Source organism: Streptomyces coelicoflavus (assembly GCF_003112555.1).
Lineage (GTDB): Bacteria > Actinomycetota > Actinomycetes > Streptomycetales > Streptomycetaceae > Streptomyces > Streptomyces coelicoflavus.
The window spans coordinates 194662-206876 of sequence record NZ_BEWB01000009.1 but is presented as its reverse complement, the minus strand read 5'-3'; the positions used below and the strand labels follow the sequence as shown (position 1 = coordinate 206876).

At 73.5% G+C, this 12215-nt stretch carries 9 protein-coding genes; 6 read left to right on the top strand and 3 right to left on the bottom strand.

The features are described from left to right. Positions 1-83 precede the first annotated feature (83 nt). The 4 genes from Sco07f_RS22820 (at position 84) to Sco07f_RS22800 (ending at position 8017) form a co-directional block, all read left to right on the top strand. On the top strand, positions 84-2474 hold the full coding sequence (locus Sco07f_RS22820; RefSeq protein WP_087788576.1) for a beta-L-arabinofuranosidase domain-containing protein: 2391 nt from the start codon (positions 84-86) through the stop codon (positions 2472-2474). A gap of 89 nt (positions 2475-2563) precedes the next feature. Further along, on the top strand, positions 2564-4885 hold the full coding sequence (locus tag Sco07f_RS22815; RefSeq protein WP_108989013.1) for a GH92 family glycosyl hydrolase: 2322 nt from the start codon (positions 2564-2566) through the stop codon (positions 4883-4885). A gap of 185 nt (positions 4886-5070) precedes the next feature. Next, a complete protein-coding gene (locus tag Sco07f_RS22805) occupies positions 5071-6411 on the top strand; it encodes a wax ester/triacylglycerol synthase family O-acyltransferase (RefSeq protein WP_054101329.1) in 1341 nt (446 codons plus the stop codon). A 103-nt stretch (positions 6412-6514) separates the two neighbouring features. Then, positions 6515-8017 (top strand): SDR family NAD(P)-dependent oxidoreductase, encoded by a 1503-nt coding sequence (locus Sco07f_RS22800; RefSeq protein ID WP_054101328.1) that lies wholly within the window; start codon positions 6515-6517, stop codon positions 8015-8017. 7 nt (positions 8018-8024) lie between these two features. Here Sco07f_RS22800 and Sco07f_RS22795 read toward each other — a convergent pair whose 3' ends face one another. After that, the gene (locus tag Sco07f_RS22795) at positions 8025-8468 is read right to left on the bottom strand and encodes a hypothetical protein (protein ID WP_054101327.1); all 444 of its coding nucleotides are present in this window, start codon (positions 8466-8468) and stop codon (positions 8025-8027) included. Positions 8469-8947: 479 nt separating this feature from the next. Between Sco07f_RS22795 and Sco07f_RS22790 the strand changes: the two genes are divergently transcribed. Beyond that, positions 8948-9121: a hypothetical protein gene (locus tag Sco07f_RS22790; protein WP_007389762.1), complete on the top strand. Its 174-nt coding sequence runs from the start codon at positions 8948-8950 to the stop codon at positions 9119-9121. 55 nt (positions 9122-9176) lie between these two features. Continuing rightward, positions 9177-9659, top strand: a complete 483-nt coding sequence (locus Sco07f_RS22785) for a GNAT family N-acetyltransferase (RefSeq protein WP_054101326.1) — start codon at positions 9177-9179, stop codon at positions 9657-9659. On the opposite strand, the gene Sco07f_RS22780 is transcribed toward Sco07f_RS22785, so the two are convergent. Both Sco07f_RS22780 and Sco07f_RS22775 read right to left on the bottom strand, forming a co-directional pair. Next, positions 9640-11010 carry an amidase gene (locus Sco07f_RS22780; protein WP_108989012.1) on the bottom strand — a complete coding sequence of 457 codons (1371 nt, stop codon included), beginning with the start codon at positions 11008-11010 and terminating at the stop codon, positions 9640-9642. The genes Sco07f_RS22785 and Sco07f_RS22780 overlap by 20 nt on opposite strands. Positions 11011-11138: 128 nt before the next feature. Further along, positions 11139-12185, bottom strand: a complete 1047-nt coding sequence (locus Sco07f_RS22775) for a LacI family DNA-binding transcriptional regulator (protein ID WP_007389244.1) — start codon at positions 12183-12185, stop codon at positions 11139-11141. Positions 12186-12215 lie beyond the last annotated feature (30 nt).

Here is a 12215-nt window from a genome sequence, read left to right as displayed (position 1 = left end):
ACCCACGGCGGGGCGCCTCGCGCGCCCCGCCCCCGCCCCCGCACTCCGGCACCTGCCACCCCTCCCGTCCCGTCTGGAGCTCCATGACTCTCGACCGACGCCGTTTCCTGCACCGCGGTTCCCTGGTCGTCGGCGCGCTCGCCGTGGGAGTGCCCGCACTGGGCGCACCCGCCGCCGCGGCCGGCAGCCCGGCCCCCGACGCCTTCACCCGGCTGGCGCCCGGCAGCGTCACCGGGCGCGGCTGGCTCGCCGGACAACTCCGCCTCCAGCTCGACGGGTTGTGCGGCCGCTACGCCGAGCGCTCCCACTTCCTCGACTTCGCGACCTCCGGCTGGGTGCACCCCGAGAACGGCGGGTGGGAGGAACTGCCGTACTGGCTGCGCGGATACGTCCCCCTCGCCGTCGCCACCGGTGACGCCGAGGCGCTGGACCGGTCCCGCCGCTGGATCGACGCGATCCTCGCCACCCGCCAGGACGACGGCTTCTTCGGCCCCCGGGCGCTGCGCACCTCGCTCAACGGCGGCCCCGACTTCTGGCCGTTCCTGCCCCTGCTCCAGGCACTGCGCACCTGGGAGGAGTACGCCGGCGACCCGCGGATCCTGCCCCTGTTCACCGGGTTCCTGCGGTTCATGAACGCCCAGGGCAAGGGCGCCTTCGACTCCAGCTGGGTCTCGCTGCGCTGGGGCGACGGCATCGACCTCGCCATGTGGCTGCACCGCCGCACCGGCGACGCCTTCCTGCTCGACCTCGTCGAGAAGATGCACACCTGGGGTGCCGACTGGACCGGCCCGCTGCCCAGTGCGCACAACGTCAACATCGCCCAGGGCTTCCGCGAACCCGCCCAGTACGCCCAGCTCTCCGGCTCCGCCGCCGACACCCGCGCCACCTATGACACGTACGAGCAGGTCATGGGCGGGTACGGGCAGTTCCCCGGGGGCGGGCTGGCCGGGGACGAGAACATCCGGCCCGGGTTCGGCGACCCGCGACAGGGCTTCGAGACCTGCGGCGTCGTCGAGTTCATGGCCGCCCACGAGCTGCTGGTCCGGATCACCGGCGACCCGGTCTGGGCCGACCGCTGCGAGGACCTGGCCTTCAACGCGCTGCCCGCCGCCCTCGACCCCGAGGGCCGTGCCGTCCACTACGTCACCAGCGCCAACAGCGTCGACCTGGACAACGCCCGCAAGACGCAGGGACAGTTCCAGAACGGCTTCGCCATGCAGGCGTACCAGCCCGGCGTCGACAACTACCGCTGCTGCCCGCACAACTACGGCATGGGCTGGCCCTACTTCACCGAGGAACTGTGGCTCGGCACGCCCGACCGGGGCCTGGCCGCCGCGATGTACGCCCCCTCCCGGGTCACGGCCGCCGTCGGCGCCGACGGCACCCGGGTGACCGTCACCGAGGACACCGACTACCCCTTCGACGACACGGTCACCCTCACCGTGTCGGCCCCGCGCCGTGTCGCCTTCCCGCTGAGCCTGCGGATACCTGGCTGGTGCGAGGGGCCGCAGGTGCGGGTCAACGGCCGGCCCGTGCCCGCGGCCGACGGCCCGGCCTTCGTCCGCGTCGAGCGCACCTGGTCGGACGGCGACCGCGTCACCCTGCGCCTGCCGCAGCGGACCGCTCTGCGCTCCTGGCCGGGCAACCACGGCTCGGTCAGTGTCGACCGGGGGCCGCTGACGTACGCCCTGAAGATCGGTGAGCGCTACGTCAGGTACGCGGGCGACGACACCTTCCCCGAGTACGAGGTCCACGCGACCACCCCGTGGAACTACGGCCTCGTGCCCGGCGCCGCGCCCGTCTTCCGCCGTGTCCGCGCCCGGGTCGCGGACAACCCCTTCACCCACGACACCGTGCCCGTCCGGCTCACCGCCCGCGCCCGCCGCATCCCCGAGTGGGTCGCGGACGACGAACACGTGGTCGCCCCGCTCCAGCCGAGCCCGGCCCGCTCCACCGCGCGGGTCGAGCAGGTCACCCTGATCCCGATGGCCGCCGCCCGGCTGCGCATCGCCTCCTTCCCGACCGCCGCCCCGGACGGCACCCCCTGGGTCCCCGAGCCGCCCTTCCGGCGCGTGCAGAACAAGCACAGCGGCAAGGTGCTCGCCGTCGACGGGATGTCCACCGCCAACAGCGCCCGAGTGGTGCAGTTCGCCAACACCGGCACCGGCGACCATGCCTGGCAGCGGATCGACAAGGGCGACGGCTGGTTCCTCGTCCGCAACGGCCACAGCGGCAAGGTCCTCGGCGTCGACGGGATGTCCACCGCCAACAGCGCGCGCGTCGTGCAGTACGAGGACAACGGCACGGACGACCACCTGTGGACCTTCGCCGACCAGGGCGACGGCTGGTTCCTGATCTGCAACAAGCACAGCGGCAAGGTCCTCGGCGTGGACGGCATGTCGACCGCCGACAGCGCCCAGGTCGTCCAGTTCGACGACAACGGCACCGACGACCACCTCTGGCGTTTCGTCTGAGCGGCCGAGCAGGCCGGGCGGCCGGGCGGGACCGGAAAGCACGAGAGAAGAAGACGGATGCACGAGAAAGAAAGACGGAGGCATCTTCCATGAGCTGGACCCAACGGCTGCGCGGCGCGGCGACGGCCGCCGCCGCGGCGGCGCTCCTCGCGGGCGCCGTCGCCGTACCCGCCGCCCAGGCGGCCCCCGACGGACCCTTGACCGACCTCGTGAACCCGTTCATCGGGACCGAGAACGAGGGCAACACCTACCCCGGCGCCGCCGTGCCCTTCGGCATGGTGCAGTTCTCGCCGGACACCGGCCACAACACCGGCTACGACCACTCCGACACCCACATCCGCGGCTTCTCCCTGGTCCACCTCTCCGGCGTCGGCTGCGGACTGGGCGGCGACCTGCCGGTGCTGCCGACCACCGGCGACGTCACCGAGACCGACTACGCGAAGTACGCCGCCTCCTTCAGCCACGACGACGAGGAGGCGAGCCCCGGCTACTACCGCGTCGGCCTCGACTCCGGCGTCGACGCGGAGCTGACCGCCACCGAACGCACCGGCGTGCAGCGCTACACCTTCCCGGCCACCGACAAGGCCAACGTCCTGCTCAACGCCGGCCAGTCGCTGCACAGGAACATCTCCGCCGAGGTCGAGGTCCTGGACAGCCGCACCGTTCGCACCGCGATCACCGGCAGCGGCTTCTGCCAGGACACGAAGCCGTACACCGTCTACACGATCACCCGCTTCGACCGGCCCTTCGCCTCCTACGGCACCTGGGACGACGGCACCGTGACCGCGGGCTCGAAGAGCGGCGGCGACGGCGCCTACGTCCGCTTCGACACCACGAAGGACCGCACCGTCGAGGCCACCACCGCCCTGTCCTACGTGGACGCGCGCGGCGCCGCGCGCAACCTGCGCGCCGAGGGCGGGCACTCCTTCGACTCCGTACGCCGGGGCGCACAGCGCACCTGGGAGAAGCGGCTGGACGACGTCCGGGTCCGGGGCGGCGACGACACCCTGCGCCGCACCTTCTACTCGTCCCTGTACCGGTCCTTCCTCGCCCCCAACGTCGGCAGCGACGTCGACGGCCGCTACACCGGCTGGGACCAGGAGATCCACCGGGCCAAGGGCTTCACGTACTACCAGAACTGGTCCCTGTGGGACACCTACCGCACCCAGTCCCAGCTCCTGTCCCTGCTCGCGCCCCGCGAGGCCCGGGACATGGCGATCTCCGTCATCAAGATCGACGAGGAGAGCGGCTGGCTGCCCAAGTGGGGCTACGGCACCGTCGAGACCAACATCATGACGGGCGACCCGGTGACCCCCTTCCTCACCAACGCCTACCAGCAGGGCCTGCTGCACGGCTGGGAGGAGAAGGCCTACCGGGCGCTGAAGAAGAACGCCGACGGCGTCCCGCCCGCCGACTCGCCGGCCGTCGGCCGGGAGGCCAACCGCGAGTACCTCGCCGACGGCTTCGCGCCGTACGTCAAGGGCCGCCCGCACGCCAAGCCCGGCGACTCCGACTACGACCACGGCGCCTCCGCCACCCTGGAGTACGCCCTGTCCGACGCCATGCTCTCCCGCATGGCCCGCGACCTCGGCCACGACGCGGACGCCGAGCGGTACGCGGAGCGCGCCCAGAGCTACCGCAACGTCTTCGACCCCTCCACCGGCTTCTTCCGCGCCCGTGACGCCGAGGGCGCCTTCACCGGCCCGGCCGACCCGGCGCAGAGCGAGGGCTTCCACGAGGGCACGTCCTGGCAGTACCAGTGGCTGGTGCCGCAGGACCTGCCGGGCATGATCGACCTCATCGGCGGCACCGAGGCCGCGAACGAGCGGCTCGACTCCTTCTTCGCCTACGACCGGCTCCTCGCCGACCCGGCGAAGACCGCCCGCGAGGTGTGGGTGAACGGGCCGTACGACTACTACAACGCCGACAAGTACAACCCGCAGAACGAGCCCGACCTCATCGCCCCGTACACCTACCTGTCGACCGGGCAGCCCTGGAAGACGACCGACGTGGTGCACGCGGCGCTCACCCTGTTCACGGACACGCCGACCGGGATGACCGGCAACGACGACCTCGGGACCATGTCCGCGTGGAACGTGCTGTCCTCGATCGGGATCTTCCCGATCCAGCCCGGCTACGACACCTGGGGCCTGTCCACCCCGGTCTTCGACCGCGTCGACCTCACCCTCGACCGGCGCTACTACCCGCGCGGCGCCCTGACGATCACCGCGCCCGGCACCTCGGACACCGACCGGTACGTCCAGTCGGCCCGCGCCGACGGCTCGGCCTACGCCCGGACCTGGCTGACGACGGACACCCTGCGCTCCGTGCGGTCGCTCGCGTTCACGGTCGGCCCGCAGCCGTCCGGGTGGGGAACCTCGACGGAGGCGGTGCCGCCGCCGCTGACGTAGGCCGACGTCAGCCAGATGCCCCATGAGTCACAGCAGTCCCGCCCCTGCCGAAAGGGGCGGGACTTCATCCACTGTTAACTGTGCGTAACTTGATCGTACTTGACCGTAATCGACGGGAGGCGATTGACTGCTTGTCCACCCACGGCCCACCCGCCGCCCACGCGTCGTCCTTGCGAGGCAAGCCCTTGACTCCCGATCCGCTCGCTCCCCTCGACCTGGCGTTCTGGAACATCGAGTCCGCCGAGCACCCCATGCACCTGGGCGCGCTCGGCGTCTTCGAGGCCGGCTCGCCCACCGCGGCCGCCCACGCCGCGGACCTGCTCGCGGCCCGCGCCCCCGCGGTGCCCGGACTGCGGATGAGGATCCGGGACACCTGGCAGCCGGAGCCGGGCTTGCGGGCACCCCTGTCCTTCGGCGGCGCGACCCGCGAGCCCGACCCGCGCTTCGACCCGCTCGACCACGTGCGGCTGCACGCCCCGGCCACGGACTTCCACGCCAGGGCCGGCCGCCTCATGGAGCGCCCCCTGGAGCGCGGGCGGCCGCCCTGGGAGGCGCACGTGCTGCCGGGCGCGGACGGCGGGGCCTTCGCCGTGCTCTTCAAGTTCCACCACGCCCTGGCCGACGGCCTGCGCGCCCTGACCCTGGCCGCCGGGGTCCTCGACCCGATGGACCTCCCGGCCCCCCGGCCCCGCCCCGCACGGCCGCCGCGCGGGCTGCTGCCCGACGTGCGCACCCTGCCGGGCAGGCTCCGGGACGCCCTCTCGGACGTCGGCCGCGCCCTGGACATCGGCGCCGCCGCGGCCCTGTCCACCCTGGACGTGCGCTCCTCACCCGCGCTGACCGCCGAGTCCTCCGGAACCCGCCGGATCGCGGGCGTGGCCGTCGACCTCGACGACGTGCACCACGTCCGCAAGACCACCGGCGGCACGGTCAACGACGTGCTGATCGCGGTCGTCGCCGGTGCCCTGCGCCGCTGGCTGGACGAGCGCGGCGACGGCAGCGAGGGCGTCGCGCCCCGCGCCCTCATCCCCGTCTCCAAGCGCCGCCCGCGCACCGCCCGGCCCCAGGGGAACCGGCTCTCCGGCTACCTGATGCGGCTTCCGGTCGGCGACCCCGACCCGCTCTCCCGCCTCGGCACGGTCCGCGCCGCCATGGACCGCAACAAGGACGCCGGTCCCGGCCGCGGCGCCGGAGCCGTCGCCCTGCTCGCCGACCACGTGCCGGCGCTCGGCCACCGGCTCGGCGGGCCACTGGTCTCCGGGGCCGCCCGGCTCTGGTTCGACATCCTGGTCACCAGCGTGCCCCTGCCCAGCCTCGGGCTGCGGCTCGGCGGTCACCCCCTCACCGAGGTCTACCCGCTGGCGCCCCTGGCCCGCGGCCACTCCCTCGCTGTGGCCGTCTCGACGTACCGCGGCCAGGTGCACTTCGGCCTGCTCGCCGACGGGAAGGCCGTGCCGGACCTCGACCGCTTCGCCCTGGCGGTGGCCGACGAGGTGGAGACGTTGCTCACGGCCTGCCGTCCCTGACCCCGGCGGGTTTGGATCCGGGCCGCACGCTGAATAAAATCCGCTGTTCGACAGCGGTCGCCTCCCGGAGCGCCGCAACGGTGACCAGGGAACGGCAACGGCGATGACGGTGACACAGGACGGCCCGGCGACCACGGACGAGGCGGCCGCCTCCGCGTACGGCCCCGGCATCGACCCCGAACGGCTCGCCGTCTGCCTCGACGTACTGAAGGAACTCGACGAGCTGGACGTCGACCACCCCGACGCGATCGCGGTCCGCCGGGCCACCTCGCACATCTACCGCATGGTCAAGCAGCGCCGCCGCCAGGAGCGCCGGGCCGCCAAGACCGCCCACGACAAGTCGGTCACCGAGGCCACCGCCACCGGCTCCGCCGAGCGCATCGACGACGAGACCGAGGGCCTGCTGCCCTCCTCGCGCACGGAGGAGGGCACGATCGCGGGCATACTGCAGCGCCCGCGCTCCTGCTACATCTGCAAGCAGCGCTACGTCGAGGTCGACTACTTCTACCACCAGCTCTGCCAGGGCTGCGCCGCCGAGAACCGGGCCCGCCGCGACGCCCGCGCCGACCTCACCGGCAAGCGGGCGCTGCTCACCGGCGGCCGGGCCAAGATCGGCATGTACATCGCGCTCAGGCTGCTGCGCGACGGCGCGCACACCACGATCACCACGCGGTTCCCCAAGGACGCCATCCGGCGCTTCAAGGCGATGGACGACTCCGCGGACTGGATGCACCGCCTGGAGGTCGTCGGCATCGACCTGCGCGACCCCGCCCAGGCCGTGGCCCTGGCCGAGCAGGTCACCGAGCAGGGTCCGCTCGACATCCTGATCAACAACGCCACCCAGACCGTGCGCCGGCTGCCCTCCGCGTACGCCGCGCTGGTCGAGGGCGAGAGCGCCCCGCTGCCCGCCGGGGAGCTGCCCGCCCACCACGTCATCGGCGCCTTCAACTCCGGCGCCGTGGACGGCCTGGCCGCGCTGCCGCCGGGCACCTCGGGGCTCGACGCGCAGCAGGTGGCCGACCTCGCCCTGGTCGCCGGCAACGCCAGCGTGGTCCGGCACCGCGAGGGGACCGCCATCGACGCCGGCGGACTGGTCCCCGACGTGGTCGACTCCAACACCTGGGTGCAGACCATCGAGCAGATCTCCCCGGTGGAACTGCTCGAGACCCAGCTGTGCAACTACACGTCGCCGTTCATCCTCATCAGCGCGCTGCGCGCCTCGATGGCCGAGGCCGCGCGCAAGGCCCCGGCGGGGCGCGCCTACGTCGTCAACGTCTCGGCCATGGAGGGCGTCTTCGACCGCGGCTACAAGGGCGCCGGGCACCCGAACACCAACGCGGCCAAGGCGGCCATGAACATGGTGACCCGGACCAGCGGCCAGGAGATGTTCGACACCGACAAGATCCTGATGACCTCCGTCGACACCGGCTGGATCACCGACGAACGTCCCCACTACGACAAGCTGCGCCTGGCCGAGGCCGGCTTCCACGCCCCGCTCGACCTGATCGACGGCGCCGCCCGCGTCTACGACCCCATCGTGCGCGGCGAGGCGGGCGAGGATCTCTACGGCGTCTTCCTCAAGGACTACGCACCCGGCAAGTGGTGAGGGAGCCTCAGTCCACCAGGCCCAGCCGCGAGTTCCGTGCCGCCGTCAGCTCCAGCACCGAACGCCAGTCCTCCAGGACCCCGGCGTCGAAGTCGGCGGTGCGGGCCTCGTCGTCCGCCTGACGAAGGCTGACCAGGTCGTCGTCGTGGGCCCGGTCGCCGGGCCGGGCCTGACGGCGCACCAGGCGGGCGACGCGCACGCCGAGCAGCGGCCGTACCGCGTCGGCGGTCCGGGCCGCCGGGGCGCCCGGCCACAGCAGCCGGCCCACGGGCGACACCAGCCCGGCGACCTGGAGCTCCTTGTCGGCCGGGCGGCGCCGGCGCAGCAGCGCGGCCGTCCGCAGCGCGTGCCCGTGCGGATCCCGGGGTCCACCGCCGGGCCCGGCCGCGGGCCGCTCGCCCCGGCAGGCGTACAGCAGGTCCATCAGCTCCTCGACGCTGCGCAGTTCCATGCCCCGGTCCTCCCACGAGACAGCCGTTGCCGACCGGCAGCAGACCATGGCGAGCTTGCGACGCAGCCAACGGCGACTTAACTGTGCCCGAGCCCTCCACCCGCATGCGGAGGTGCGGACGTCGGTGTAGGCCGATCGGGTGAGTTGCGTGCGGTGCGGAAGCGGAGGAATCGGGGCAGACTTGGGCCAACTGCGCGCGAGGCGAAGGGCAATGGTTCTCCCATCTTTTGAGCCCCATAGAGCGCGCCCCCGCTCATTTGGTTAATCTGGTCCGGACGGACGGCAGCACAGGGCACTACCCACACCCAGGTCCGTCATGGGACGAGCCGGTTCACAACGGCCTGCTTCCGTAGGAGTTCCGGCGCCACCGCGTCCGATCTGCATCTGCATTCGACCCACACTCGAGCGGGCGCCGGGTGCCGGACAGGAGACTGGCGTCGGCAGGCCCCGAGGGTGACCCGACACATAAGGAGTGCGCGGTGACACCGGAAACGACGACGAAGCCAGAACAACGCACCGAGGAACGCAGCGGGCGCGCCCGCAGGCCCGGAGAGATCGGCAGCCTCGACGTGTGGGCGCGCTCCGCCCCGATCCGCCTCGCGGGCTACGAGGAGGACCTCGCCGAGCCGCACATCCTGCCGAGCGTGGACTGACCCGCACGCCACCCACCGAGGTCGCCGAGCGCATGGGCGTGCCAGACTCACGCCCATGCTGATCAGGGAAGCCACGCCCGGCGACTGGCCGCACATCTGGCCCTTCTGGCACCGCATCGTCGCCGCCGGCGAGACCTACGCCTGGGACCCGGACACCTCCGAGGAGGACGCCCGGGCCCTGTGGACGAACCCCGCCAAGCGCGTCTACGTCGCCGAGGACGACACCGGCGCCGTAGTCGGCTCCGCCTACGTCACGCCCAACTACGGCGGCCCCGCCGCCCGCATCGCCAACGCCGGTTTCATGGTCGACCCCGGCCGGGCGGGACGCGGCACCGGCCGGGCCCTCGCCGAGTACGTCCTGGAGGCGGCCAGGGCCGAGGGATACCGGGCCATGGTCTTCAACGCCGTCGTCGAGACCAACCCCGCCGTGCGGCTGTGGACCTCCCTCGGCTTCACGATCCTGGGCACGGTGCCGGACGCCTTCGACCACCCCCGGCACGGGCGGGTCGGCCTGCACATCATGCACCGCGCCCTGTAGGACCGCCTCGGTCCAGCGGTGCCGTCCGGCGCCAGGGGCGGAGCGCCTCGATCCGCTCCGCCAGCTCCAGCAGCGTCGCCTCCGAGCCCGGGCGCCCCACCAGCTGCACGGCGCAGGGCGCGCCCGAGTCCAGCGTGCCGAACGGCACCGACATCGCGGGCAGACCGGTCAGGTTCCACGGCGGCGTGAACGGCGAGTACGCGGAGTTCGCCACCACGTTGCGCAGCCAGCCCCGTTCGTGCCAGGGCCCGGCGCCGGGGGAGCGGCGGGCCAGCGCCGGGGTGAGCAGGACGTCGTACTCGGCGAAGAACGGCTCCAGGCGTTCGCGCAGCCGCTCCCGGTCCGCGCCGTCCGCCACCCGGGCGACGAAACGCCGCCCGAGGGCCGCGTGCACCCGCGTGCGCCTGGTCAGCAGCCGCCGGTCGAGGCCGCGGGCGTCCACCGACGTACCGGCCGTCCAGTGGGTCAGGGCGGTCACACCCAGGGACGCCGGGTAGGGCGGGTCGGCGCGCCGTACCTGGTGGCCCGCCTTCATCAGGACCCCGGCCGCCTCGCGCAGGGCCCGCGCGTACGGCCGGGAGAGGGGGACGCCGGCCAACGGACTGCGCAGCGAGGCGGCGACGCGCAGGGCGCCGGAGTCCTCGCGCTCCGGCAGGGGGCCGTCCGCGAGGACCGTGAGCATCAGGCGGGCGTCCGCGACCGTGGTGGCCAGCGGCCCGTTCTCCGACATGCCGAACCAGTCGCCCTCACCGATGCCGGCGGGGACCACGCCCCGGCCCGGCTTGAGGGTGACGAGCCCGCAGTTGGCCGCGGGGATGCGCAGCGAGCCCATGCCGTCGTTGCCAAGGGCGAGCGGCACCATCCCGGCGGCCACCGCGGCCGCGCTGCCGCCCGACGAACCGCCTGCCGAGCGGGTGGGGTCCCACGGGTTGCGGGCCGTGCCGAGCACCCCCTCGGTGGTGCCGAACACGCACAGCTCCGGCACGTTCGTCACCCCCACCACCACCGCACCGGCCGCCCGCAGCCGGGCCACGGTGACGTGGTCGGCGTCGGCGGGCGTGTGCGGGGTTGCGGCCGAGCCCACCCGGGTGGACTCCCCGCGCACCGCGAGATTGTCCTTGACCGCCACCGGCACGCCGGCCAGCGGCAGTTCCCCCAGATCGCCCCGGGCGCCCACCTCCTCGGCCTCGGCGAGCGCCGCCTCGGCCCGCACCGCGCGGAAGGCGCCGACGCGGCCGTCCAGCCGCTCGATCCGGGCCAGATGCTCCGCCACCACCTCGCGGGGCGTGGCCCGCTTCTCCCGTACGGCGGCGGCGATCTCGACGGCGGTGCGGCCGGCCCGGTCGGTCACGGAGGGCTCCTTGGGGTGCGGTGACGGGAGTGCGGTGACGGGGGTGCGGGATTACTGGTGAGTACGCAGGACAGCACTCTGCCCGTCCGAGGCGCGCACGTCGAGAGCGCGGGCCCGTCCGGCCGCGTTCAGATCCCCCGGGCCGGCCCCGTGCTGTCCCGCTCGATCAGGCGCGGCACGGGCACCCGCACCGTCCGGGCCGGACCGCCGTCGAGCAGGGCGGTCAGCTCCGTGGCCGCCGTGCGGCCGAACTCCACACTGTCCCGGGACAGGGCGGACAGCCACGGCTTGACCATGCGGCACAGCGCCGAGTCCTCCCAGGCCACCACGGACACGTCCGCCGGTACCGAGAAACCGAGTTCGGCGGCCGCGGCGACCCCGGCGACGGCCATCACGTCGTTGTCGTAGATCAGGGCCGTCGGGGGAGCGGGCGCCTCCAGCAGGCGGCGGGTGACGGCCGCGCCCTCCGCGTCCGAGTAGTCGGTGGTCACCGACTCGACCTCGCCCAGACCCCGCCGCCCGGCCTCCGCGCGCAGGGCACGGATACGGCGCTGGGTGTGGGCGAGGCCCGGCAGCCCGGCGATGTGCACGATCCGCCGGTGCCCGAGCGCGTGCAGCCCGTCCACCAGGGCGGCCATCGCGCCCGCGTCGTCCGCCCACACCGTGGACAGCCCCGGATGGCGCTCGTCCGGCGCCCCGCCGATCACCACGGCGGGCAGGCCGAGTTCGTCGAGCAGGTCCGGACGCGGATCGTCGGTGCGCGGGTCGACCACGAGGACACCGTCCACCCGGTGTTCGGCCCACCAGCGCCGGTAGACCGCGCACTCGTCCTCGACGTCCGGTGCCACCTGGAACAGCAGCCCCAGGTGCCGGTCCGCCAGCACCTCCTGGATCCCCGAGACCAGTTGCAGGAAGAACGAGTCGACACCGAGGGTGTGCGCGGGCCGCGCCAGCACGAAGCCGACCGTCGCCGAACCCTCCCCGGACAGGGCGCGCGCCGCCGTACTGGGCCGCCAGCCGAGCTGCTCGGCCACCCGGCGCACCCGATCCCGGGTGACCTCGGAGACCCCCGGCCGGTCGTTCAGCGCGAACGACACCGCGCTCTCGGAGACGCCGGCCCGCCGCGCGATGTCCTTCATCGTCGGCCGGCGCGCGGCGGGCCGCTTGGCCGGCATGCGCGTTCCTTTCCTCGGTGCGAGCGTCAG